Raw genomic sequence first — 23,018 nt, forward strand, 5'->3', positions numbered from 1 at the left:
AAGTAACACATGTTGTGAACGAGGTCAGTACTTTTGTCGGGGCTTAAATGTGCGCTTGCGCTTTTCTTAATAGAAAAGAATTAATCAAACGTTTGATTAAAAATATCGGACATAGGTGAAAAAGGGTTGATATAGAGCGGTTTTATAAGTGTTTCTATTTATGAAAGGCTCTTTTCGTAACATTGTGGCTTTTTAACGTAAAATAATTGGAAAAATTCGTTAGATGGAGATATCACTCAATAAATTGAGTAAGAAAAGAGCACTACTTACTAAATAAGTAGTGAAATCTTAGTATTTTTACGAAAGCAACAAACTTTGCGAAAATAGCCTTATGAAAACACTTATGAAAATAGAAGCATTGAGAATTAATCAAACGTTTAATTAAATCTCGTGGTAAATGTTAAAAAACTTGATATAGAGCGCTTTTTCCAGCAATTAAATTATGAAAACTTTTATGAAAATAAGATCCTAAACATGTTTATTTAAATTTAGTTGATACCTTTTCCATAGAAGGTACGTCTAAATAAGTGGGGGCGATACCGTGAAAAAACTATGGATGATAATTTTAGTAACGATGACATTAGCTGCTTGTAACTCAGGAGAAGCCATTGAAGGGGTTTCTTATGAAGATAAGATTGTAATTGAAATTACATTGCATCAAAATTGGCAATCTAACCTTTTTTTTAGATTTAATAATACGAAGTTTATTTCTTATTTAAGAACGAAAAGTAGTGTTAATGATCGTGAGTCAATGACTTTAATTATTGATGTAATAAAGAAAACCGAAGACACAACTTCCTTTGAATTTGTTCTTATCAATTCTGATTATGATGTTGTTCTAGCATTTGATGATGAGACAACAAAGAAGTACGCTTTGACTTTAAACAGTGAAGGTGAAGAAGGCGTGCTTGTTGTACACGGTGGTTCTGCTTTTCGGATACCCGTGGAGGAAACAAATGTCCTGAGGGAGCTTATCGGTAGCATTGATGATTAGGGTTATGTTCAACTTAAAAGCTAAGCTTTTTTAGCCAATCAGCCTATTCCTATGAATAGGTCTTTTTTTCTTCCTAAAAAATATTTTTCTCGCAAAATGAACTTTTTTCCTACCATAATACTCTTATAGGGGAGAGAGGTGAGGTTATGGATGTTGGTCAAATAGTGAAAAAAGCAAAAAAGGGTAACAAGGAAGCGTTACTGCAATTAGTAATGAATCAAAAAGATGAGTATTATCGACTTGCATACACCTATATGGAAAATCAGCATGACGCCATGGATGCGATGGAAGAGATGATCCTGCGATTATATGAAAACATTGGCCAGCTTAAGAAAGAGGATGCCTTTTATAGCTGGAGCAAAACAATCCTCGTGAATAGCTGTAAATCGTTGTTGAGAAAGCGAAAAAAGCTAGTGCTCGTTGAGGATTTCAACCAGTATATCGAGGCGGATATTCCTGATCCGTATCTTCATAGCGAGCAACAAATTGATATTCAACAGCTATTAATGAAGGTAAATCCACATCAAGCTGAAACGATTAAACTAAAGTACTTTCATGACCTCGATTACGAAACGATTGCACAAATAACCAATGTCTCAGTCGGAACAGTCAAATCACGGATTTTTGAAGGGTTGAAAAAGCTTAGACGTTTTTCCGGAGGTGGTAAAGATGAATAACATAGAAAAGCAGTTAGAAAGAGAAAAACAACGGATTGATGCAATGTCAGCTCCACCAGAATTAGAGGGGCGCTTACGCAACACACTGAACACAAAGTCACAAAAACCAAGACGTTTCACTTCTCTATGGAAAATGGTAGCGGCGGCGCTCGTCCTTTTCACAATTGTCGGTTATCATTACAATGGTTTTGCTTATTATGGAAAAAAATTATTTGGCTTCGATGAGTTAGTGAACGGAACTCTACAGCAACTAAACGAGGCCGGAATGGGCCAGGTTATTGACAAAACAATCTCTCTTGAGAACGGGACGGAACTCACGATCGATGGGATTATGACAGATGCAAATCGAACCATTCTTTACTACACACTGACAAATCCTAATGGGGTTGAATACGGTGACGATTTTAGCCCTTCTGAAATCACTGGTTTTTTGACGAAAGCTTATGTGTCAAGTGGGACCGGACTTCTAAATGAAGAAGGAACTGAGCTAAAAGGAATGATGGATTTTGACGCCGTAAGTCCATTTGCTAAAAAACTAACGCTTCACTTCCGGCACCAATTAGAGAACGGACAGATGCTTCAAAAAGATCTTACCTTTCCATATAATCCAAACAAGGCATTACAAGCTGAGATCAAACAAACGATTAACAAGAAAATTCAATTCGATAAAGGAACGGCTACATTCAAAACACTTTCAGCTACGCCAACGATGACAGTCATTAAAGGGACCTTGAATGTCGAAAATTTTGATCGGTTACCACTTGGATTACATGGGATTGACCTGATTGCCAATGGCAAACCCGTTGAAATTCTCGGCAGTAGCAGTAGTTCTTCGCTACGTGGAACTAAGTTCGAGATCAGATATGACGCACTGCCAGAACAATTAAATTCTCTAGAACTGCACATCAAGGAGTTTATCGGTTATGCCACTCTGCAAGAAACATATTCCATACAGCAATCGATAGCATTGATGGGGGAATATGAACTCTTGATTAAAGATGTCAAAGTCACTCCAGAGCGGGTTGAATTGACAATTGCGACAGATGAATTTGTGCTACTCGATGGCGTCTCAATCGGAACTGACACTACTAAAACGCCATTACTAACAACGATTGGGCAAATAGATACGAAACAAGCAGATGGACGGATGTTAAAGGAACGAACTCTTTTATTTGAAACGACGACAATGCCAGACACACTCTTTATTGAGGGGATCCATTATTTAAAACAATACGATGAGCGAATTGCCATTCCAATTAACTAGCAGCATTCGCAACAGCGGGTTGGTTGTGATAAAATCAACACTAGTAAAATTGATCGAAAAGGAAGTAGAACGAATGGCTAAAGGAAGTACACCAGTTACAAAAAATGAAATTGTTGAAGTGATGATTGAGGATTTAACCCATGAAGGAGCAGGGGTAGCGAAAATAGATGGTTATGCCTTGTTTATACCAAAAGCGTTGCCAGGTGAGAAGGCATTGGTGAAGGTAATTAAAGTGAATAAAGGCTACGGTTTTGCAAGACTCTTAGAAGTCACAAAGAAAAGCGAGGACCGTGTTGACGATCCTGCTTGCCCAATTTTTGATCAATGCGGAGGGTGCCAGCTACAGCATTTAAGTTATGAAGGTCAGCTTAAGCAAAAACAAAAGCAGGTAAAGGATGTCCTAGAGCGAATTGGCAAAATTAAGGACATTGTCATTCATCCAACCTTAGGAATGAACGACCCGTGGCGCTACCGTAATAAAGCCCAAGTTCCATTTGCTGATCGTGAAGGTGGGTTAATTGCGGGCTTTTATAAAGAAAGAAGTCATGAAATTATTGATATGAATAGTTGTTTAATACAGCATGAAGAAAACGATAAAATTGTTCAGGCTGTCCGAGAAGTGGCTACAAGATTAGGCATCAAAGGCTACAACGAAGAAAAACATCAAGGAACATTGCGTCATGTTGTCGCTCGCTATGGGGTTAACACAGGTCAGCTCATGGTTGTCTTGGTGACCAGATCTCGTGAACTTCCTCATAAAAAAGAGCTAATTGAAGCTATTCAGGCGAAAATCCCGCATGTGACATCGATAGTACAAAACATCAATTCCAAGAAAACGAATGTAATTTTTGGAGAGGAAACGGTTGTTTTGGCAGGTGAAGAGTACATTTACGACACGATTGGTGACGTAAAATTTGCGATCTCAGCGCGGTCATTCTACCAAGTAAACCCTGAGCAGACCAAGGTACTCTATGACCAAGCACTTAAATATGCCCAACTAACAGGGGCAGAAACAGTAATTGACGCCTATTGTGGGATAGGAACGATCTCATTATTTTTAGCGCAGCGTGCAAAGCATGTGTACGGTGTTGAAATAGTTCCAGAAGCTATTGATGATGCAAAACGAAACGCAAAGCTAAACCATATGGAAAACGTAGACTTTGCAGTCGGTGAAGCAGAAAAAGTCATTCCATGGTGGTACGCTCAGGGCATTCGTGCTGATGTCATCGTCGTTGATCCGCCAAGAAAAGGCTGTGACGAAGCGTTGCTCGATACCATTGTAAAAATGAAACCAAAGCGAGTCGTTTACGTTTCATGTAATCCGGCGACCTTAGCTAGGGACCTACGAGTTTTAGAGGATGGTGGATTTAAGACAGTCGAAGTCCAACCAGTCGATATGTTCCCTCATACAAATCATGTAGAGGTCGTTACCTATCTTGATTTAGTGTAACGGTTAACAATGGAGAGGAGGCTAACTTTGTGTTAGTCTCTTTTTTACTATTTTCGTATACTTTTTTTCATACTCCTCAGGTAACAAGTTAGAAAAGAAGCTCGCCGGACTTAGTGTTATGCCTAATGCAGCATAGTTGAATAGCAACAATCTATGCAAAAACAGCTTTATACAAAGAAGATTTTTGGTCCTTTATGTTAAAATTTAAATAAAGCCTTGTAGCTTTTTAGGAAAAGGGGAATTTGAATGGTTGAAAAAGAAAATCAAAATAGAAAAGCAGTGATTGCATTAACTCTAGGTATTCTATCAATATTCGTACCAGGATTCGGAATTGTAATTGGCGTAATTGGTATTATCATCTCAATAGCTGCCAAAAGAGAAATTGAAAGGACAAACGAAGAAGGTATCAGTTATGCAAATGCAGGTTTGATTTGCAGTGTGATTGGAATTGTAGCCCAACTTTTCTTGGTCCTAATTGGAATTATTTCTTTTCTTAATGTGCCTGCAGCTTAGCGATCGTATTTATCTTAGTGAGTCATCATAAAATTGAGGTGATAGTCATGTTTGATCAAATTAGTATCATTAACGCGTTGTATCAAGTAGTTATTTTTGCAGCGTTATTTGGAATTATCTATTTCGCTATTTCGTTGGTACGAGGCCTTAGTGACAATAAAAAAAGGTTAAAAAGACTAGAGGAACAGACTGAATACTTAATGAATAAAATTGAAGAAAAATAAGTAAAGTCAAAGGAGAAAGTCATAAAACTGCCTAGGTGCTGGTCGTGTGAATATTCGTTTAAATGCCGTGAACTATATTATGGTCTAGGTCCAAAAAATGTCCTAACTGTGGTTCAGACCAATATGTTACGGCTCAAAAAAGACGCCAAGGAGCATGGGGAGGGCCAATAACTGCATTGTTTATGTTCTTCCTTTTACAAGTATTCAATCTATCTTTTACGGTCAGTCTAATCCTTGGTATTACCTTAATAATCATTGTTCTGTTACTAAACCCATTTTTGTTAGAATTTACGTATAAAGACGAAGGGATTTTTTGATTTATTGCTGCGTAAGGGAATGTAGTTCCAAGTATATGTTTATGAATGGTAAGGAAAATAAGCGGTGATGCTAAAGCTATCTAGTCAAGAGGTTGGTGAACGAATATTAAACCTTGGATAAGAGTTCTTTTAATTGTAAGTGTTATTACATGCAGTATAGCGGTTGTCCAAAGACTCGGCGTATTTACTTTATTGCTTCAAGGAGATCTGGATGCGATCCAGTTGCTCTTGAATGAAAATTTAGCAACCGTACTTTTTATTATGTTAGTTATGATGGTTATTCAGAATTCGTTTACAATCATTCCACTTATAGTTTTGATTACCGTTAATATTATGTTATTTGGTTTTTTCTACGGTGTAATTTGGAGTTGGATTACAAGTATTATTGCTGCGGCTATCATCTTTATCGGTGTACGGTACTATTTTCAAGATTTTTTACTAAAAAGAATTAACACTGGTTTTAAAGAGAAAATAGAAGAAAACGGATTGCTATTTGTGTTTGTAGGCAGAGTTTTTCCGTTCATACCTACCAGTATGGTTAATATAGCAGCGGGCGTAAGTTCTATCCATTTTAAAGACTTTCTGATAGCAACTAGTGCAGGTAATCTGTTGTTTTTCTTTGTTTTAGGACTAATTCCCTTGGGAATCGTTACATTAGAAGTCGATTATTACATTTTAGGGATATTCTCGGTTATCATCCTGGTTGTTTATTTTAGTTATAAATTTATCTCCAAAAGAAGAACAGCTAGTTGATGATTTTTCAATCAACTTAGGTGGAAGGATTTGGGTTTAGGTTCGTAGAATTTAACTTAAATATCTAGTTGTGCGAATGGTTTCAACGCGTTTAAAATCTAGTGCGAAAAAAATGAATGCTGAAATTCATTAAAGCGAGTAAAATTGTGAGATGGAGGAATTTAAGTGGGGATTTGGATGGATTGATGGGTAATGCTTCTGAAGTTAATATTCAAGATGTAAGAAAAGAATTTGCTAAAGTATTAACGAAGGATGAGACGGTAGACAAAGCTTATAAACTAATAAGAGATCTTTTCATATTTACCAATAAACGATTGTTGCTAGTAGATAAGCAAGGGTTAACAGGGAGAAAAGTGGAACTACATTCGATTCCATATAAAAGTATCACTCACTTTAGTATTGAAACCGCTGGCAACTTTGACTTAGATGCTGAACTTAAAATTTGGATTTCGGGAAGTGCAGCACCTATTCAAAAGCAATTTAATAAAAGCTTAAATATTTATGAACTTCAAAGCGTTTTAGCAGAATACGTATTATAGTAGAAAAAACTGGCGATCATTGATCGTCAGTTTTTTTTAGTGCTGCTTTGGAACTAAATAGGTAGAGGTGAGTGTTATTTTCTGGCAAGTTCTCTGCCGTTAAATAAAATGATAATTTCATTTTGTGTTTCTTTCGGAATTTTCTCCTCCGTTTTTATGCGAAGTTTTTCGTAGAAAAAGAAAATAGAAAAATTATAGATAAGAGCAACTCCAACGAACAGCAAACGTAATTGTAACAATCTTAAGGGCGATAGAAAAAAACCGAAAATAAGAGTAAGTAAAATGAGACCGATAAATAGAATAGCTCCATATAAATAAAGTTTTCTTTCAGTGGCCGTTAACTGGTCTTTCTGTTCATGTTCTACCATAAGCGTCACTCCTTGTGTCTACCCTGTTAATAGATTTCAATCTGAAACTTTCATAGGTGGTCCTAGAAGAGAGAGACCTATTATTCCTAATATATGTAGATTTATTTTGGGACAGAACGTAGAAAGTGATCATTGAGTACTTAACTATTTATTAACCATATTTGTCGGAGGGGTTCTACAAAAAATATAATGAAACTTGTCCCCCTTTTTCAAACTTTTTTGTATTTATAGAGTAGAAGGAAAAAAAGTATGGGAAGGGGAAACGTTATGTTTGAAACAAATGTAAAATATGCACTGAATGTAGCACCTAGCATTATTGAAGAGGGGTTAACTCGTAAGGAAAGTGAATGGCTCTTAGATGGCCATTTTCTCTTTGAGGACCAAGAGGGAAATGACTTGTTTGTCGTCGTCAAAGAAAACGTCGACCATCGTGATGTTGGTGAACTATTTCGATATGAAGCACTATCAAATAATCCGAAAACAAGATATATGCTAATAGGCAAAACAATCTCAGACCTAATAAAAGAAGGATTAATCAAATGGGATTTTGAGTACAGAGAATTAGCAAGTTCAAAAACTAAAGTAATGCTGCAGCTATTGGTTTCAGAAATGATCGAAGAGGTTGTGCAATTGCAGAACTTTCAATATCAAATGGAGCAGTGCATCGACTTACTTACGATCGAATTAGATATGCTGCATTGTAGGGGTCTGACCCCCGCCGCGTTAAAGCTTTAACGCAGTGGGGGTCAGACCCCATTTTTTCCTTTTTATTAGTACTATTTTCTATATTGTCGAATTTTTACCTACTTAATTGGGATACTAACTTCTAAATCATCTAAATGTTAGAAAGGGTAGGGGCATCATGAATTTTAAACCATATGAAGACGATTCTTTGTTGTTTTCAAAGAAGTCTGCTCGCAATGTGTTTATTGTGTTAGTGTTGGTCTTTTTTTCTATCTATATTGGGTCTGAGCAGCTCGGGTATGTAGATATGGCGCTTTATGGCTATTTATGGGCGACAATCGTTTGCTTTGTTTTGTTGACGATTAGAATTACGTCTTGGACGCTTCGTCCTCCAACGAGAAGGTTATGGAAACAAGGAATAAAAATGATGGCGAGTCCTAAAGGACTGAAGTTTGCTTTTAAAACCTTATACTCCAATTTTGGAGAACAGAAGTTTATTAGAAACCGTTCGTTTTTTCGTTGGGTTCAGCATATGTTCATTTCTTGGGGAGTTTTAATTTCTTTTGCTATTACATTCGCGCTTGTATTGAATTGGATGCATTTTGAGTTAATTGAACCAAAAACATATGTCGTGGTCTTTTTCGGTCTACCGATGTTTCAGATGGAGGCTGATTCATTTTTGGCTTTCATGCTTTATCATGGCTTAAATTGGACCGGCATTGCGGTCATTATTGGATGTGGCATGGCCTTATACAGAAGGGTAACGGATCAAAAGAAGATTGTTGAGCAATCGAAGGAGTATGACTTTTTTCCACTCGTTCTTTTAATAGCTATCTCAATCACTGGTTCTCTTTTAACTGTCTCTGCAATTTGGATGGAGGGCTTCTCGTATTTAGGAATTGCTTTAGCTCATCAAGTTACAGTTATTGTTTTTCTACTGTATTTTCCATTTAGTAAGTTTTGGCATTTACCACTTCGTTTTTTGGCAATTGTAGTTCCTATGTATCATGCGATGGCAGAACAAAAGCCGTGTGCGAAATGTGGACGAGAGTATGCAACTGCTACTCAAATTAAAGATGTTCAGATTGGGTTAGAAAAAAGGCAGTTGTCTGTTCCGATAGACAAAACGTCTCTTCATTTTTCGGATCTGTGTTCAGAGTGCCGAAGAGTAAGCCATCGCTTGGGTGGATATGGTGCGAAAGTCCACTTAGGGCAGGCAAATATAGTACTAGAAAGTAATGGCCGAAACGGTCTTCAAGCAGCGAAAGGAGAGGAATGATACATGGGTCATTCTCAAAATAGGGAATATGTCCAACGTGAATATGATGCGATCGAAAGAGATGGGGAGGAATTAATCTCAACTCATTGCTGCTTTTGCGGTATGCAGTGTGGAATGAACATCCGTGTGAAAACGGACTCAAAGGAAGTTCTCGGAGTTGAACCTCGCTATGATTTTCCAATGAATGGTGGAAGACTTTGTCCAAAAGGTGTTGCGGCTTACCGACAGGCAGAGCATGGTGAAAGACTTCTACATCCACTGATCCGGAAAAATGGGAAGTTAGTGGAGTCTACTTGGGACGAAGCGATGGAGCTTATCGTTTCAAAGATTAAGGGAATCCAAGCGGAGTACGGTAAGGACGCGATTGGGATCTATAGTGGTTCATCGATGACAAATGAAAAATGTTATCTAATGGGCAAATTTGCACGGATTGGCCTTGGTACAAAAAATATCGATTACAACGGAAGATATTGTATGTCCTCTGCTTCATTTGGGTTTAATCAAAGTGTCGGAATAGATCGCGGTTCAACCAATCCGTGGTCTGACATTAAATCTGCAGATGTATTGCTATTAGCGGGTTCAAACACTGCTGAGTGTCATCCGTTATCAATGCCGTATATATGGGGAGCGCGAGATAATGGCGCCAAAATCATTGTTGTTGATCCAAGGCAAACGAAGACAGCGTTAGTTGCGGATATTCATTTGGATATTCGTCCAGGAACTGATGTGGCGTTAGCGAATGGACTACTACATGTCATGATAGAAGATGATTTAGTAGACCATGACTTTATTGAAAATCATACAACAGGCTTTGAAAAATTGAAGGAATTGGTGAAAAAATATACACCAGCGCATGTGTCAGAGATTACAGGTGTTGCACCAGAAAAAATTGTGAGCGCAGGAAGAATGTTCGGACAAGCAAAGAATGGCATGGCGATGTTTGCTCGTGGTGTTGAACAGCATGCTACTGGAACAGATGCAGTTTCAACTTATGTAAATCTTTGCTTAGTCACTGGGAAAATTGGTCGAAAAGGATCAGGATTCGCTACCTTTACTGGACAAGGAAATGGACAAGGTGGGAGGGAACATGGTCAAAAAACAGATCAATTACCAGGGTTTCGAAAGATCACCGATCCTAAAGCGCGTGAGTATATTGCCAGCGTTTGGGGTGTAGATGAATCCGAAATCCCAGGGCCTGGTTTATCAGCTTATGAATTACTACAAGCGTTAGGGAAAGAGATTAAGTGTTTAATCTTGGCCTGCAGTAATCCAATCGTCTCTTCTCCATCCATTGCTCATGTTGGTGAATATCTTAAAAGCTTAGACTTCTTTGTGGCAATCGATATGTTTTTATCAGAATCTGCAGAGTTAGCTGATGTTGTTTTACCGTCAACCGTTTGGGTGGAGGATGATGGAACAACGACGAATGTCGAAGGTCGTGTTCTTAGACTCAAAGGGATTGATCGAACTCCTGGGGAGTCAAGACGTGATTGGGAGATAATTTGTGACTTAGCAGAGCGCCTAGGTAGAGGAAAGTATTTTAAGTACGATAGTCCGGAAGAGATTTTTAACGAGCTTCGAGTAGCGAGTAAAGGTGGCATCGCTGACTACTACGGAATTACTTATGAAAAGCTAGATAAGATGCAAGGGGTATTTTGGCCTTGCCCGACAGAAGAGTCGGAGGGCATGCCGAGGCTATTTGAGGATCTGAAATTTAATTTTCCAGATGGAAAAGCAAGGATATTAGCGTTTGAACATAAAGGGCCAAATGAAAATATTAGTAAAGAGTACCCAATTATCCTATCAACTGGTCGTGTCGTCTATCACTATTTAAGTGGCAATCAAACACGACGAATTGAATCACTGCTAAATTTTTGTCCGGATCCCTACGTCGAAATTCACCCGAAATTAGCAGTAAAGCATAACATCGGGGATGGAGAATTGGTTAAAATTTCGAGCGCAAGAGGTAGCATGGAGGTTGTCGCAAAGATTACCAAGATTATCAGGGAAGACATGGTATTTGTACCGTATCATTGGGGGAAATCGTTAGCAATTAACAATTTAACGAACCCAGCCTTAGATCCCAACTCGAAAATTCCTGAGTTTAAGGTTTGTGCGGTAAAGATTGAAAAAGCCGAGAGTATGGGGGTAAAACATGGGTAAAGTCTTATATATCGATTACGAACGATGTATAGGGTGTAGGGCATGTATCGTTGGGTGCGAAGAATGTAGTGGACATGATCACATGTCAAGGATGTTTGTCGACGAGTTAAATCCCGGGGAAACAGTTGCGACTTCACCTACACCATGTATGCACTGTGTGACACCAGCATGTGCGGAAAGCTGTCCAGTACAAGCGATTTCTATTACAGCTGATGGGTTTGTCCTCTCAGCTTCAATGGAGAAGTGCATTGGTTGTAAAAACTGTACCTATGCGTGTCCGTTCGGAATCCCTAGAGTAGATGACGTCAAAAAAATGATGTACAAATGTGATATGTGTTATGACCGTACATCCAAAGGTACACCGCCAATGTGTGCGAGTGTTTGTCCGACGGATACAATTCAATTCCTTGATGAGCAGGAGTTGAAAAATCATTCACCAAAAGAAGTTCAATACCAGTGGGACTTTGGTGGTACAACCATTGAGACAAAAACCGTAATTGGTTTACCAGATACGAGAAGCAATAACTTTGGTTATTATGATGGTGAAGGGGTGCAATCATGAAGAAAATTGAAGAATTTCTTCGTTCACTTACTTTTAACGTTAGAAGAGACCGAGAACTAGATTTAAACAGAAGAGGCTTCGTTGCCTCAACTCTAGCACTAATGGGTGTCATGTTTCTAAGCTCGACTCCCTTAGTGGTTTTATCAAAAAGGAAAGAAGCCACTGATTTAGAAATGTTTATTGCCAATCAAGGCGATTTAGAGGTTGGTGATAGTGTCACCTTTGGATATCCCAAAGAAAGTGACCCAGCTTTACTAATCCGCATTTCTGAAGAGGAGTACCGTGCCTATCACATTAAGTGCACTCATTTAATGTGTCCTGTCTACTGGGATAAAGATGATGGGAGACTGATTTGCCCTTGTCATCATGGCTTCTTCAATGTTGAGGACGGGTCAGTTATTGCTGGGCCTCCACCACGTGGTCTACCTTCAATTACCTTGTCATTTAAAAACAACGGCATATATGCAGTTGGGGTTACCCAAGCACAACACTAGGAGGTGTATCAAATGAGAATGGCGTGGTGGATATTTATTAGTTTAATCACGATACAGATCATTTTAGTTCAATATATGGTTGAAGAATACTTAGCAGGGCACTATGATACACTATTTTACTATTTTCTTGCACTAGGATTTATGTTTGTATTCACGATCATTACGTACATTTTCTTTAGAAAAGTAGACCGAGTAATGGATCAATAACTAAGGGGTGGAATACTTTGGGAAAAAATAACGATTATCAGGCTTTATCCAAAGAGTTTTTTAGTAAAGTTCAAGGAGATCCAAAATTACAGGAGCTGCTTCAGAACTACGCACAAGAACGAATCCAGCACCATCCAGAAACTTTTCATTCTCATGCATTCGGTGAAGGGAATTATTCAAGTGAACAAATTAAGGAAGCGCACAAAAATGTCACAATAGATGACCACCATTTTGAATCAATGGTTGATCATTTCGTACAAGCACTAAATGTTCATGGATATAGTGATGAGGACAAGAAGAAAGCACTGGAAATGTTAAAAGGGTATAAGGATATGGTGTTAAGCGAGCAACTGTAATGATTTTATTACAAATAAATACGTGTAGACGTTATAACGAAAGGCTGTTTTCGAAAACTTTGTTGCTATTAGAAAAGAGCGTAATGAAAAGAGGTTGGAAATCGGTCCAACCTCTTTTCGTTGCCTATAAAATTATTCCTTCTCTGGGCTACTCGTTAATTTTACAACCTTCTGCGCAAGCTCCATATACATATCAAATAGAATTCCTTCACGGTAAATAGATGGTTCAAAATCGCCTTCCTTAGGTGCTATGATTGGTAATTTCGCGAGCACCTCTGTACCTAAAGAAGAAGCAAGTTGTTCGGATCCACCTTTGCCAAAAATATAGTATTTTTCCTCGGAATCTGGTGGCTGAAAAAATGACATATTCTCAACGATCCCAATGAGTTCATGATTGTTGTTAGCTGCCATTTTACCAGCTCTTTCTGCAACATGAGAAGCAGTTGGGTGAGGGGTTGTCACTAGGATTTGGTGTGAAGAAGGGATCAGTCGATTGACATCCAAAGCAACATCTCCAGTCCCAGGAGGCATGTCAATGACGACATAATCTAACTTGCCCCAAAGAACATCATTAATAAACTGTTCGATCACTTTGCCTAGCATTGGTCCGCGCCAAACAACGGGGTCATTGTTTTTGACGATAAATCCCATCGACATGATGGACACCCCATGTGACTCGACGGGAACAATTTTATTATTCATTGATTTAGGTCCAAAGCCTATATTCATCATTTTTGGAATGCTACTACCATAAATATCAAAATCGATTAGCGCTACAGCTTTTCCTTGCTTTGCTAATGACACGGCAAGATTGGCAGAGACAGTAGACTTTCCAACTCCACCCTTACCAGAAATAACAGAAATAATTTCACCAGATAACATGTAAACCTCCCAATTTTCTCTCAGGTTTTAAACTTAAAAGTATGAAGCATTATCTTTACAATTTTTCATAGAACTATAGATATAACTAACCCACTTATCCCAATTCTTTGTAATATAAACAGATTCTCCGTCTGGCAAATAGCCTAAAAAACTATTTGAATCGTCGACTTTCCCATTCAATGAATGTTGAAGCTCTACAATGATATCATGAATGAGTAGATATTCAGGTAGCGTTAATTCTCCAGAATACTGAAGATTAATTTGACCTTCAGAAATAAACAAATCCCCAAGCGCTTTATTAACTGTCGATGGATGAATTTGATAGTGAGTAGTACTAATTCTATTTATGTTGTTCATGTGAAGAATTGTTTCATCTAGATCACCTTGAAATGTAATAGTTGTCGATAACAGTGTGCAAACCTCCCTACATCTTTACATTAAGTATGGACAACAGCTACCATATAATAAACGTCTATTAATTTATTTGAATTATATTAATTATTGGGGGTCAATTATTGGGGGTCTGACCCCCGGTGCTTTAAAGCTTTACAGTGGTGGGGGTCAGACCCCAGATGCACAGAAAGGATAATGAAAAACATGAAACCGGTAAACTATGATTTGAATGATACGTTATATGCGATAAAGGCTGTGATGACTGAAGATAAGCCGGAGATTACAATAGGAAAGCTTGGTACGTTCTCTTTTCAAAAGGGTTTTTATGTCTATGTTGGTAGTGCTAAGCGAAATATTCAGCATAGAATTAATCGTCACATTAGAATAGAGAAAAAGCAGCGCTGGCATTTCGATTATTTACGTCCTTTCGTTGAAGTACTGGAAGTTGAAACGTTTCCAGGAAATGAGGGAGAATGTCTGCTTTTCCAAAGATTAATGAAAGAAAGCAGAGGAAGTACACCCGTGAAAGGATTCGGTTCGTCCGACTGTAGATGTACCTCTCATTTGTTTTATACTGCTGTCCAACTTTGATTTGCAATTTGATAGGGCTGATTTAAGTAGAATTCTACATATCAAACAAATAAGAGGTGCACGTTTGCACCTCATTACAATATTTTTTGCAGCTTGTTTACATACTGTTTCGTCAAAGTAAGTCACACGTTCTATAATAATGTTTCATCTTATTTCTTTACTAAGGCTCTTTTCATAGAAAGAATATGGCGTAGCTATGTCAAAACAGCTAATAATAACAATCTATTAGATAAGATCCTTAGGTTAAAACACAATGTTACTTTTTAATAAACATGGCTTTCAAAATTGTTTTTAATGCAGAGTCTGTCTCGATATGTGTGCTGACTTTATCTAAAAAGGGAAAATCGGTTGGAGTTACCGAGAGTTTCGCAACTGGCGCCACATCATGTTCACATACCCACTCGTCCGAAATTCCACCTCGTTTAAAAGAGTTCTTCGGCAAGATATATATGGTACCATTTGTCCAAGTGTCATGAGCATCTTCATTATTAATAGAAAAATAATAATAACGCTTTATTCCTTTCTTTGTTGGAACAGTAATGCAAAGATTTCTAAGTGAACCTATATATCCTTCTCGTTTTTTAACGGCAAAAAATAATGACCATACGCCATCGCTCGCAGCAAAAACAGCTTTAATTGGTCTACCATTAAAGAGGGAGCTTTCTTTTGGCTCGAAACTACTAATCAAGGAGTTATTAGAGCCATGTACTAATACGTTTTTATTTTCAATAATATAATTTAGAAACTGGTATTTTGGGTAGCTGCTTTTATAAGTAATAGAATTACCTTCAGCAGTTAGTACATTATGATAAATGTCCTCAAATTCATTGATTGCATGGTCAGGCAAGTCTAACTCTTCTACTCTAAGTAAATGAAGTTTATCTAAAATATATTGTTTTAAGCGGTTTTGTATTTTTGTCGTTCTCATAAATCCTCCTAATATACCATAAAGAATAACTTCTTTACTTCCAGCATACTTAATAATATTCTTTAGCCGAAGTTCACATTCCTTTTATTAATACTAAAGGTCTTTTTGGGGTCTGACCCCCGGCGCTTTAAAGCTGTACAGCGCCGGGGGTCAGACCCCAAAAAGGAAACGAACTAATTCTTTAGTCAAAGTGTTAGATGAATAATTGCTGTTCTAACCTTAACTTATAACATTCTCTAGTCGGGACACCCTAAGATAAAACGATTGGAGGCTATGAAAATGAAAGTCTTATCGATGATACAACCTTGGGCAAGTCTGTTTGTTCTAAGAGAAGCTCAATATGAAACAAGGACGTGGAAAACGAATTATCGTGGCCCGCTAGCAATACATACTAGCAAAAAAATTAATAAGGCTGTTTGTAGCCATGTAGCAATTCAATCGTTGCTAGGAAAGCATGGCTACACAACTGAGACACTGCCAACGGGAGAGATCATAGCGGTCTGTAATCTTGAGCATTGTTTAAAGGTAATAGAAAAAGATGATACGTGGGCAATTCTTGAAGATGGACGAAAGGTATCTGGCAATGACTTTTTCTTAGGTGATTATGATGTTGGTAACTATGCTTGGGTAATATCCGACATGAAAGTTCTAGAGACTTTTATCCCGGCAAAAGGCCAGCTAGGGCTTTGGGAATTTGATTTATAAAGAATGAGATAGTGCTAAAAAAATTAGTCATTAGAACCTAAAAGGTTTTTACTTCTAACATAACGAATAGTTAATCTTAAAAACAAATCTATATAACATATTAAATTACACGCATGCCGAGATTTTGACATGTGTATTTTATACTGTGGCAGGTTATTGCTATTTTACAGGTGAAACTAACAAAAATTTTTTAGTGGTGGAACTGAGGGTGATTGAGTGGATTTAGAAATAAGTAGTTTTGGGACGTTAGTGGGACTCTTTTTAACAGTTGCTTTAATCCTAAGGAAGGTAAACCCAGCGTATGCAATGATGCTTGGGGCGTTAACAGGAGGACTTGTTGGTGGTTTAGCGATAGGAGAGACTGTTCAAGTTATGGTACGTGGGGCAGAAGGGATGACAGGAGTTGTGCTCCGCGTTTTAGCTGCTGGCGTACTTGCAGGAGTCTTAATTGAATCGGGGGCAGCAAAGAAAATTGCGGAAACAATCTTACATAAGCTTGGTGAAACAAAAGCGTTACTAGCGATAACTGGTGCAACGATGATTTTGACAGGTGTAGGAGTTTTTATCGGAGTAGCCATTTTAACTGTAGCCCCGATAGCATTATCGATTGCAAAACGTGCAAACATCTCCAAGTTTGCTATTTTACTAGCGATATCTGGAGGTGGGAAAGCTGGTAATATTATCTCACCGAATCCAAATACAATTGCAGCAGCTGAAGCCTTCCAGGTGCCACTTACTTCGGTGATGTTTGCTGGACTCTTACCAGCTATAGGTGGAGTTTTGATTACTTACCTTTTTTCGAAGCGTCTAGTTAATCGAGGGAGTCTTGTAAAAGATATTGATCTTCAAGAACAGCATAATGAAAAGCTACCATCATTGTTAAGTGCTTTAAGTGGTCCGTTGGTCGCTATTATGTTATTACTTTTGCAACCTTTATTCAATATAAAAATTGACCCACTAATTGCACTTCCATTTGGTGGTGTTGTTGGGGCTCTTATTATGAAAAAGGGTACACAACTAAATTCATTTTTGACATCAGGGATTTCCAAAATGACAGGTATTGCAATTTTGCTCCTTGGGACAGGGACATTAGCAGGCATTATTACTCATTCAGCTATAATTCCCTTAACTTTAGACGTTATAGAGTACCTAGGAATTGCCCCATACTGGATTGCTCCAATTGCAGGTGTCACTATGTCAGCGGCAACTGGTTCTACTGCAGCGGCGACTGCTGTTGCAGGTACTGTCTTTGCCCCAACGATCATGCAGTTGGGCGTGCAAGCATTAGCGGGAGCAGCGATGGTTCATGCCGGGGCAACCGTCCTAGACCACCTACCGCATGGTACATATTTTCATATCACTCGTGGTAGTGTAAACATGGACTTAAAGGAACGCTTCAAACTCTTACCATATGAAACGTTGATTGGCCTAGGAATCGTTATGTTGTCGACGCTGATATATGGTGTAATTGGTTCTACTTTATAAAAGTTCGGAAGTTCACTTTCACCAACACGAAGCAAATTGTAGTAGAGAATTTTTTAAAAAAAGAATAGAGAGTGAACTTTCCTGTGAGAGGCTATTTTTTGGGTAAAGCCCCGGACCTAATTTTCACTAATTTGTAGGTTTTTTACTTCTTCTTTAAGTACTTCAAGTATAGTGCCATGCTTAAGTAGGTAGAAAGTAAAAGGACAATAAATAGTGGTGTAGACATCTGGTATCATTCCCTTATTTTAAGTCATGAAGAGCAGGGTGAAAGAACATTAGTAGGACCGCGATGGTTGGAATCGATATCGTCAGTGCTAAAAGTGGTTTTTTGTAATGTATCCTTATTAAAATGAATGTAATAACGTTAAATAAAGTTGACCAACCAAGGTGCCAGCCATTATCAAATAAGAATAATCCCTTTTTAACAAACAAATATTCAAGGAATGAAAAATACGCTACCCATGCTGCAAGATAAACAATTTGCTTTTTTCCCTTTGGGTAGTACTGTAGAAAAATCATTAATACAACTGGGACAATAAAGAACGTAAATGTTAGTTCAATAAGTGTGTGATTTAACCAATCAAATGTAACTGCATGGTATGCCCATAATGTGTGGTTGTAAAATAAAAAGTTGTATAGTAGATTGCAAACAATGTAATAGAGGATGGTTGGATAATATTCCTGCCATCTTTTCCAATCAATAAAGATCTTTGCTAAAACAATATATACCACGACTACTAGTATTAAGTACATTCAGCTCTTGCTCCTAAGAATTATTTTTTAAATAGTATGCCCATTTTAATAGAAGAGTAGACAAAACAAGGTTTCCGAAAAAATATGACACCAAACTAGCAACAGCCTCGTCTAACTTATAGAAAGACAATTAAATACATATTATTAGGAGGACAACATGAAAAAGTTTAGTAGTTTAGTAGTTTTTGTACTAGTTTTATTGGTAGCGGTAGGGTGTGCGAGTGGTGAAGTAGACAACAAGAGTGAAATTTCATTTGAGGAAATTGTAACTGACATTAAAGCACAAATGTCAGAGGATTTAAAGGAGCAAACCAACGGTGATGTTACGGATGTTTCACAGGTTTATTTGAAATGGATTTGATGGATGAAAGTGGCGCCTTCTTTATGGAGAACCAAAATATCAGTAAAGAACAGCTTGCAAATGGTGTTGTAATAGCAGCAATGATGAATATAAACTCTGATCTAATCATTCTCTTTGAAGCTGCTGACGAAAAAAGCGCGGAGTCGTTAAAAGAAGTGTTAGAAAGAGAAAAGGAAGCTCAGGTTCAAACTTGGTCGCAATATTTACCAGACCAATACGAAAAGGTAAAAAATAATGTGATAACTACTGATGGAAACTTCTTATTGTATGTCACGTATAGTGACCCAGAAAAAATCGTCGATGTCTTTAATAGCAGCAATAAATAATAATGAAAAAGGCACTTTTTGTGCCTTTTTTTCAACATTGCATAATAACGTTGGTTTTCAAGATCTCAGGTCATCTTTTCTAAACTTATATCAGTGTTACATGATATAAGTTTAGAAAAGATCCTTTATTTATGATACTGTACTGGAAGTGGGAACATGGTATTTAGTAGCTTAACCTTCTTGTTTTTCTTTTTACCGCTCGCTCTTCTTATCTATTACATGAGTCCTGGCAAAGGAAAAAATCTCGTATTACTGCTCGTGAGTCTCATCTTTTATGCTTGGGGAGAGCCTGTATATATAGTTTTAATGATCTTTTCAGCATGCTCTGATTATCTTCATGGGCTGTTGATTGTTAGATATCGTCTGAATGAACGTGTGAAAGCGAAAATGATTTTGCTCTCCTCGATACTCATCAACGTAGGAGTCCTTAGCTTCTTTAAATATGCAGACTTCTTAATTGAGAATATTAATTCAGTTTTAGGAACAGATATAGCGCTTTTGCAATTACCACTCCCTATCGGCATCTCCTTTTATACGTTTCAAACGATGTCCTACACGATAGATGTATATCGTGGTCAGGTCCAGCCGCAAAAAAATCCGATTGCCTTAGCAATGTATGTGTCATTATTTCCACAGCTGATTGCAGGACCAATCGTCCGCTATAAGTCAATTGTTGATGACCTCCACAATCGTAAATGGGATACGGCACAATTTGCGGATGGTGTTAGGCTCTTTATCATAGGGCTAGGTAAAAAGGTGTTGCTAGCAAATAATATTGGCATGCTCTGGAGTGATATTTCTAGTCAGACTCCAAGTGAAATATCGATGATGACAGCGTGGATTGGGGTTATTGCATTTGGATTTCAAATTTATTTTGATTTTAGTGGCTACTCCGATATGGCTATCGGGTTAGGGAAGATGTTTGGATTTAACTTCCCAAGAAACTTTCATTATCCGTTTATCGCTAAAAGCGTAACCGAGTTTTGGCGAAGATGGCATATCTCACTTGGAGCTTGGTTTCGCGATTACGTCTTTATTCCGCTTGGTGGAAGTAAACATGGGAAATTTGCTACATTTAGAAATCTCATACTGGTTTGGGGGCTAACTGGCTTATGGCATGGTGCGAGCTGGAATTATGCTTTGTGGGGGTTATATTTTGGACTGATTATTGTGGTTGAAAAAGCAGGGTTACTACGAATGCTCAGTAAGCAACACCCATTTTTTCAGCATCTGTATTTGCTCTTTATCATCAGCTTTAGTTGGGTTTTATTTGTGTTTGAGGAATTGGCCACAGCAACTGTCTATGCAAAATCAATGTTCTGGTTATCAGGAAACACTTTATACGATACACAGTTCTTGTATTATTTTTACACAAATATCATTCTACTGCTTATTTTGATCATTGCAGCGACACCTGCTCTTAGCTATGTTTCCAGTAAGACTAATCAGAAAAGGGTAAGATTAATCACAATAATTCCTGCTGTTTATTACACTAGTATCCTATTAGTAGCAACTGCCTATTTAGTTGATGAATCCTACAATCCGTTTCTCTATTTTCGGTTTTAGGAGGGGGGATGGTTGACATGAATAAACTAGTAATCGGGATATTTCTTGGGTTTATAGGATTAATTGGACTATTTAATGTAGTAGAAGCGGATCGTAATTTTTCCGAGCAGGAAAATCGGGTTCTCTCACAAATGCCAGTGTTTTCTTGGAAAAGCTTTCTATCCGGAGATTTTACAAATGATTTTGAGGTGTACATGAGTGATCAATTCGTCTGGAAAGAGTTTTGGACAGGGTTAAAGGCAGATGCAAACCAAGCGCTATTAAAACAAGAAAATAATGGGGTGTTATTTGGTCGTGAAGGCTATTTGTTTGAGCGTTTTGTGGAACCAGGAGAACAGCTCCAACGTAATCTCGAAAGCCTTCGCTCTTTTTCAAAAACAGAGTGGGAACCACTGTTTACTTTTTACTCGCACCAACATCGATTGCGATATATGAAGATATGTTGCCAATGTATGCTGAAACGTACAGTCAGAAAGAAACGCTGGAGAATATTGAAAAAGAGTTGGCGGATACGCTTGTCTATCTTGATGTCTACGAAAGCCTCAACAGAAAAAAGGACGATTCGATTTATTTTCGAACCGATCACCATTGGACAATGAGAGGCGCTTTTTATGCTTATGAAACAGCTGCAAAGGCGTTGGCGGTTACACCATTTCGTAGCGAAGATTTTCACCATACGATTGTTTCAGATAATTTTTACGGTACGTATCATTCTAAGGCAAAACCACGCCGGATTACACCAGATACGATCGAAGTATTTGAACCCAAATTTGAAATTAGCTATCGTGTGGAATACGAAGGTGGTCAATCAATTACCGACACCCTATTTGAATGGAACTTTTTAAACCGAAAGGACCAATATGCATTGTTTTTAAATGGAAACCATAGTCACGTAAAAATAACTTCTAGCATTCAAAATGGTCGCAAACTTGCAGTAATGAAAGATTCATATGCCCATGCATTTCTCCCATTCTTAGCGAACCACTTTGAAGAACTACATGTGATTGATCTCCGCTATTACCGGTTAAGTATTGATACTTATCTGAGTGAACATGATATATCTGAAGTGTTGTTTCTGTATAACATAGCTAATTTTACAAATGATTCGAATCTGATTTGGTTGCAGAGGTAGGGGTTAACCAATGTCATTTCATTATTAATTAAACGTTTGATTAATTTTGGATCCTCGAAAAATTGACTCAAACAAAGCTGTTTCAAGTTTTAATCAAACGTTTGATTAAGAAATCAAAATGATTATGAAAGTCTTCTGTTTCAAGGGATTGGACTTGATTAACAAAGTTAATTAAACGTTTGATTAATTTAACTCTAGATAAAAATGGATGGGTTAATTAGAGAGAACCAACGAAGTAAAACACTCGTTTCTTAAAAAGTGAGGAAGATGCATGGGAAAAGTATTTGCGAGGTATTATGATGCGTTCATGAAACCAGTGGAAGATAAATTTATAACGTCGTGGCGTAAAGAGTTACTTACCCACGCACGTGGAAAAGTGTTAGAAATTGGCGCTGGTACGGGGATTAATTTTCGTCACTATCAACATTGTGATAAAGTAATTGCACTTGAACCTAATACCTATATGATTGAGAAGGCTGAGGAAAAAGGCAAACAAGCAAGTGTGCCGATAACGATCATCGAAGGTCGAGCTGAGAAGCTACCATTTGCTAATGAACAATTTGATACGGTTGTTGTCACACTGGTTCTTTGTTCAGTTGACAATCCAACACAAGCGGTAGCGGAAATGAAGCGAGTGCTGAAACCGTCTGGAAGGATATTGATAATTGAACATGTAAAAATGCAGCAACCGTTATTTGCTATTTTACAAAACATGATAACGCCCCTTTGGAAACGATTGTGCGACGGTTGTCACCTTAATCGAAACACAGAGCAAACCGTTAAAGATGCTGGTTTTGAAATCATTTCAATGATATCACATTTGTCTAGTTTCGCAGTAACAATAATTGCGAAAAAAAGCTAGGGCAATCGAAACAAGCTCCGGAACTTCGTATTACTACTAAGTTTTGGGGTTTATTAAGTTCCAATATTTGTATACTCAACCTGCTAAAACATTTAAATGAGATCACAACTAGAGGAGGCAGCGGATGGCAAAGGCAACGAAGATATTTGTTGGTAATTAGACGACGAGTATTTATCAGATTGCACTACAT

General features: G+C 37.8%; 29 protein-coding genes. 24 read left to right on the forward strand and 5 right to left on the reverse strand.

Annotation, left to right across the window (positions count from 1 at the left end; genetic code table 11):
- The first annotated feature begins 541 nt into the window (after window positions 1-541).
- From H1D32_RS02360 to H1D32_RS02395, 9 genes are all read left to right on the forward strand, one after another.
- A complete protein-coding gene (locus tag H1D32_RS02360) occupies window positions 542-994 on the forward strand; it encodes a YhfM domain-containing protein (protein ID WP_261176551.1) in 453 nt (150 codons plus the stop codon).
- A gap of 146 nt (window positions 995-1,140) precedes the next feature.
- A complete protein-coding gene (locus tag H1D32_RS02365) occupies window positions 1,141-1,671 on the forward strand; it encodes an RNA polymerase sigma factor (protein WP_261176552.1) in 531 nt (176 codons plus the stop codon).
- On the forward strand, window positions 1,664-2,935 hold the full coding sequence (locus H1D32_RS02370; RefSeq protein WP_261176553.1) for a DUF4179 domain-containing protein: 1,272 nt from the start codon (window positions 1,664-1,666) through the stop codon (window positions 2,933-2,935). Before H1D32_RS02365 ends, H1D32_RS02370 begins: the two co-directional genes overlap by 8 nt.
- 73 nt (window positions 2,936-3,008) lie before the next feature.
- Complete coding sequence (rlmD, locus tag H1D32_RS02375) at window positions 3,009-4,385, forward strand: 23S rRNA (uracil(1939)-C(5))-methyltransferase RlmD (RefSeq protein WP_261176912.1); 1,377 nt, start codon at window positions 3,009-3,011, stop codon at window positions 4,383-4,385.
- A 246-nt stretch (window positions 4,386-4,631) separates the two neighbouring features.
- The gene (locus tag H1D32_RS02380; RefSeq protein WP_261176554.1) at window positions 4,632-4,898 is read left to right on the forward strand and encodes a DUF4190 domain-containing protein; all 267 of its coding nucleotides are present in this window, start codon (window positions 4,632-4,634) and stop codon (window positions 4,896-4,898) included.
- 47 nt (window positions 4,899-4,945) lie between these two features.
- Entirely contained in the window at window positions 4,946-5,122 is a 177-nt protein-coding gene (locus H1D32_RS02385; protein WP_261176555.1) for a hypothetical protein, read from the forward strand.
- A 74-nt stretch (window positions 5,123-5,196) separates the two neighbouring features.
- Window positions 5,197-5,439 carry a TIGR04104 family putative zinc finger protein gene (locus H1D32_RS25235; protein WP_396126139.1) on the forward strand — a complete coding sequence of 81 codons (243 nt, stop codon included), beginning with the start codon at window positions 5,197-5,199 and terminating at the stop codon, window positions 5,437-5,439.
- 222 nt (window positions 5,440-5,661) lie between these two features.
- On the forward strand, window positions 5,662-6,192 hold the full coding sequence (locus tag H1D32_RS02390) for a TVP38/TMEM64 family protein (RefSeq protein ID WP_261176556.1): 531 nt from the start codon (window positions 5,662-5,664) through the stop codon (window positions 6,190-6,192).
- Window positions 6,193-6,377: 185 nt separating this feature from the next.
- A complete protein-coding gene (locus tag H1D32_RS02395; protein WP_261176913.1) occupies window positions 6,378-6,731 on the forward strand; it encodes a PH domain-containing protein in 354 nt (117 codons plus the stop codon).
- A 74-nt stretch (window positions 6,732-6,805) separates the two neighbouring features.
- On the opposite strand, the gene H1D32_RS02400 is transcribed toward H1D32_RS02395, so the two are convergent.
- Window positions 6,806-7,099 carry a hypothetical protein gene (locus tag H1D32_RS02400; protein WP_261176557.1) on the reverse strand — a complete coding sequence of 98 codons (294 nt, stop codon included), beginning with the start codon at window positions 7,097-7,099 and terminating at the stop codon, window positions 6,806-6,808.
- A 267-nt stretch (window positions 7,100-7,366) separates the two neighbouring features.
- On the opposite strand from H1D32_RS02400, the gene H1D32_RS02405 reads away from it, so the two are divergent.
- From H1D32_RS02405 to H1D32_RS02435, 7 genes are all read left to right on the forward strand, one after another.
- Window positions 7,367-7,834: a PDDEXK family nuclease gene (locus H1D32_RS02405; protein ID WP_261176558.1), complete on the forward strand. Its 468-nt coding sequence runs from the start codon at window positions 7,367-7,369 to the stop codon at window positions 7,832-7,834.
- Window positions 7,835-7,961: 127 nt separating this feature from the next.
- Window positions 7,962-9,062: an MFS transporter gene (locus H1D32_RS02410; RefSeq protein ID WP_261176559.1), complete on the forward strand. Its 1,101-nt coding sequence runs from the start codon at window positions 7,962-7,964 to the stop codon at window positions 9,060-9,062.
- A gap of 3 nt (window positions 9,063-9,065) precedes the next feature.
- Window positions 9,066-11,225 carry a formate dehydrogenase subunit alpha gene (gene fdhF, locus H1D32_RS02415; protein WP_261176560.1) on the forward strand — a complete coding sequence of 720 codons (2,160 nt, stop codon included), beginning with the start codon at window positions 9,066-9,068 and terminating at the stop codon, window positions 11,223-11,225.
- A complete protein-coding gene (locus H1D32_RS02420) occupies window positions 11,218-11,787 on the forward strand; it encodes a 4Fe-4S dicluster domain-containing protein (protein ID WP_261176561.1) in 570 nt (189 codons plus the stop codon). The genes fdhF and H1D32_RS02420 overlap by 8 nt, the downstream gene beginning before the upstream one ends.
- Entirely contained in the window at window positions 11,784-12,281 is a 498-nt protein-coding gene (locus H1D32_RS02425) for a QcrA and Rieske domain-containing protein (RefSeq protein ID WP_261176562.1), read from the forward strand. The genes H1D32_RS02420 and H1D32_RS02425 overlap by 4 nt, the downstream gene beginning before the upstream one ends.
- Window positions 12,282-12,293: 12 nt before the next feature.
- Window positions 12,294-12,488: a hypothetical protein gene (locus H1D32_RS02430; RefSeq protein ID WP_261176563.1), complete on the forward strand. Its 195-nt coding sequence runs from the start codon at window positions 12,294-12,296 to the stop codon at window positions 12,486-12,488.
- Window positions 12,489-12,505: 17 nt separating this feature from the next.
- Entirely contained in the window at window positions 12,506-12,844 is a 339-nt protein-coding gene (locus H1D32_RS02435; protein WP_261176564.1) for a globin domain-containing protein, read from the forward strand.
- Between the two features lie 132 nt (window positions 12,845-12,976).
- Here the strand turns inward: H1D32_RS02435 and H1D32_RS02440 are convergent, their stop codons facing one another.
- Window positions 12,977-13,726: an Mrp/NBP35 family ATP-binding protein gene (locus H1D32_RS02440; RefSeq protein ID WP_261176565.1), complete on the reverse strand. Its 750-nt coding sequence runs from the start codon at window positions 13,724-13,726 to the stop codon at window positions 12,977-12,979.
- A gap of 33 nt (window positions 13,727-13,759) precedes the next feature.
- A complete protein-coding gene (locus H1D32_RS02445) occupies window positions 13,760-14,083 on the reverse strand; it encodes a hypothetical protein (RefSeq protein ID WP_261176566.1) in 324 nt (107 codons plus the stop codon).
- Between the two features lie 240 nt (window positions 14,084-14,323).
- On the opposite strand from H1D32_RS02445, the gene H1D32_RS02450 reads away from it, so the two are divergent.
- Complete coding sequence (locus H1D32_RS02450) at window positions 14,324-14,710, forward strand: GIY-YIG nuclease family protein (protein WP_261176567.1); 387 nt, start codon at window positions 14,324-14,326, stop codon at window positions 14,708-14,710.
- Window positions 14,711-14,966: 256 nt separating this feature from the next.
- Here the strand turns inward: H1D32_RS02450 and H1D32_RS02455 are convergent, their stop codons facing one another.
- Window positions 14,967-15,638, reverse strand: coding sequence for a hypothetical protein (locus H1D32_RS02455; protein ID WP_261176568.1), 672 nt, complete (start codon window positions 15,636-15,638; stop codon window positions 14,967-14,969).
- Between the two features lie 279 nt (window positions 15,639-15,917).
- Between H1D32_RS02455 and H1D32_RS02460 the strand changes: the two genes are divergently transcribed.
- Together H1D32_RS02460 and H1D32_RS02465 are read left to right on the forward strand one after the other, a co-directional pair.
- Window positions 15,918-16,343 (forward strand): ASCH domain-containing protein, encoded by a 426-nt coding sequence (locus H1D32_RS02460; protein WP_261176569.1) that lies wholly within the window; start codon window positions 15,918-15,920, stop codon window positions 16,341-16,343.
- A 216-nt stretch (window positions 16,344-16,559) separates the two neighbouring features.
- The gene (locus H1D32_RS02465) at window positions 16,560-17,828 is read left to right on the forward strand and encodes a GntP family permease (RefSeq protein WP_261176570.1); all 1,269 of its coding nucleotides are present in this window, start codon (window positions 16,560-16,562) and stop codon (window positions 17,826-17,828) included.
- A gap of 240 nt (window positions 17,829-18,068) precedes the next feature.
- Here H1D32_RS02465 and H1D32_RS02470 read toward each other — a convergent pair whose 3' ends face one another.
- Complete coding sequence (locus H1D32_RS02470) at window positions 18,069-18,581, reverse strand: CBO0543 family protein (RefSeq protein ID WP_261176572.1); 513 nt, start codon at window positions 18,579-18,581, stop codon at window positions 18,069-18,071.
- Window positions 18,582-18,738: 157 nt separating this feature from the next.
- Here H1D32_RS02470 and H1D32_RS02475 point away from each other — a divergent pair, with 157 nt between their 5' ends.
- From H1D32_RS02475 to H1D32_RS02495, 5 genes are all read left to right on the forward strand, one after another.
- A complete protein-coding gene (locus tag H1D32_RS02475) occupies window positions 18,739-18,942 on the forward strand; it encodes a hypothetical protein (protein ID WP_261176574.1) in 204 nt (67 codons plus the stop codon).
- The gene (locus H1D32_RS02480) at window positions 18,933-19,268 is read left to right on the forward strand and encodes a DUF4358 domain-containing protein (RefSeq protein WP_261176575.1); all 336 of its coding nucleotides are present in this window, start codon (window positions 18,933-18,935) and stop codon (window positions 19,266-19,268) included. The genes H1D32_RS02475 and H1D32_RS02480 overlap by 10 nt, the downstream gene beginning before the upstream one ends.
- 156 nt (window positions 19,269-19,424) lie before the next feature.
- Window positions 19,425-20,834: an MBOAT family O-acyltransferase gene (locus H1D32_RS02485; RefSeq protein WP_261176576.1), complete on the forward strand. Its 1,410-nt coding sequence runs from the start codon at window positions 19,425-19,427 to the stop codon at window positions 20,832-20,834.
- A 439-nt stretch (window positions 20,835-21,273) separates the two neighbouring features.
- Window positions 21,274-21,966 (forward strand): DHHW family protein, encoded by a 693-nt coding sequence (locus H1D32_RS02490; protein WP_261176577.1) that lies wholly within the window; start codon window positions 21,274-21,276, stop codon window positions 21,964-21,966.
- Window positions 21,967-22,237: 271 nt separating this feature from the next.
- Complete coding sequence (locus tag H1D32_RS02495; protein WP_261176578.1) at window positions 22,238-22,828, forward strand: class I SAM-dependent methyltransferase; 591 nt, start codon at window positions 22,238-22,240, stop codon at window positions 22,826-22,828.
- Window positions 22,829-23,018: the final 190 nt, after the last annotated feature.

It is taken from the genome of Anaerobacillus sp. CMMVII, assembly GCF_025377685.1.
In the GTDB taxonomy this organism is placed as follows: Bacteria; Bacillota; Bacilli; order Bacillales; family Anaerobacillaceae; genus Anaerobacillus.

Excerpts from the sequence above, each read along its gene's own strand:
- H1D32_RS02365 (WP_261176552.1), top strand. The coding sequence starts at position 1,141 with ATGGATGTTGGTCAAATAGTGAAAAAAGCAAAAAAGGGTAACAAGGAA.
- H1D32_RS02370 (WP_261176553.1), top strand. The coding sequence starts at position 1,664 with ATGAATAACATAGAAAAGCAGTTAGAAAGAGAAAAACAACGGATTGAT.
- rlmD (WP_261176912.1), top strand. The coding sequence starts at position 3,009 with ATGGCTAAAGGAAGTACACCAGTTACAAAAAATGAAATTGTTGAAGTG.
- H1D32_RS02380 (WP_261176554.1), top strand. The coding sequence starts at position 4,632 with ATGGTTGAAAAAGAAAATCAAAATAGAAAAGCAGTGATTGCATTAACT.
- H1D32_RS02385 (WP_261176555.1), top strand. The coding sequence starts at position 4,946 with ATGTTTGATCAAATTAGTATCATTAACGCGTTGTATCAAGTAGTTATT.
- H1D32_RS02395 (WP_261176913.1), top strand. The coding sequence starts at position 6,378 with ATGGGTAATGCTTCTGAAGTTAATATTCAAGATGTAAGAAAAGAATTT.
- H1D32_RS02400 (WP_261176557.1), bottom strand. The coding sequence starts at position 7,099 with ATGGTAGAACATGAACAGAAAGACCAGTTAACGGCCACTGAAAGAAAA.
- H1D32_RS02405 (WP_261176558.1), top strand. The coding sequence starts at position 7,367 with ATGTTTGAAACAAATGTAAAATATGCACTGAATGTAGCACCTAGCATT.
- H1D32_RS02410 (WP_261176559.1), top strand. The coding sequence starts at position 7,962 with ATGAATTTTAAACCATATGAAGACGATTCTTTGTTGTTTTCAAAGAAG.
- fdhF (WP_261176560.1), top strand. The coding sequence starts at position 9,066 with ATGGGTCATTCTCAAAATAGGGAATATGTCCAACGTGAATATGATGCG.
- H1D32_RS02420 (WP_261176561.1), top strand. The coding sequence starts at position 11,218 with ATGGGTAAAGTCTTATATATCGATTACGAACGATGTATAGGGTGTAGG.
- H1D32_RS02425 (WP_261176562.1), top strand. The coding sequence starts at position 11,784 with ATGAAGAAAATTGAAGAATTTCTTCGTTCACTTACTTTTAACGTTAGA.
- H1D32_RS02430 (WP_261176563.1), top strand. The coding sequence starts at position 12,294 with ATGAGAATGGCGTGGTGGATATTTATTAGTTTAATCACGATACAGATC.
- H1D32_RS02440 (WP_261176565.1), bottom strand. The coding sequence starts at position 13,726 with ATGTTATCTGGTGAAATTATTTCTGTTATTTCTGGTAAGGGTGGAGTT.
- H1D32_RS02445 (WP_261176566.1), bottom strand. The coding sequence starts at position 14,083 with ATGAACAACATAAATAGAATTAGTACTACTCACTATCAAATTCATCCA.
- H1D32_RS02450 (WP_261176567.1), top strand. The coding sequence starts at position 14,324 with ATGAAACCGGTAAACTATGATTTGAATGATACGTTATATGCGATAAAG.
- H1D32_RS02455 (WP_261176568.1), bottom strand. The coding sequence starts at position 15,638 with ATGAGAACGACAAAAATACAAAACCGCTTAAAACAATATATTTTAGAT.
- H1D32_RS02460 (WP_261176569.1), top strand. The coding sequence starts at position 15,918 with ATGAAAGTCTTATCGATGATACAACCTTGGGCAAGTCTGTTTGTTCTA.
- H1D32_RS02470 (WP_261176572.1), bottom strand. The coding sequence starts at position 18,581 with ATGTACTTAATACTAGTAGTCGTGGTATATATTGTTTTAGCAAAGATC.
- H1D32_RS02475 (WP_261176574.1), top strand. The coding sequence starts at position 18,739 with ATGAAAAAGTTTAGTAGTTTAGTAGTTTTTGTACTAGTTTTATTGGTA.
- H1D32_RS02480 (WP_261176575.1), top strand. The coding sequence starts at position 18,933 with ATGGATTTGATGGATGAAAGTGGCGCCTTCTTTATGGAGAACCAAAAT.
- H1D32_RS02485 (WP_261176576.1), top strand. The coding sequence starts at position 19,425 with ATGGTATTTAGTAGCTTAACCTTCTTGTTTTTCTTTTTACCGCTCGCT.
- H1D32_RS02490 (WP_261176577.1), top strand. The coding sequence starts at position 21,274 with ATGTTGCCAATGTATGCTGAAACGTACAGTCAGAAAGAAACGCTGGAG.
- H1D32_RS02495 (WP_261176578.1), top strand. The coding sequence starts at position 22,238 with ATGGGAAAAGTATTTGCGAGGTATTATGATGCGTTCATGAAACCAGTG.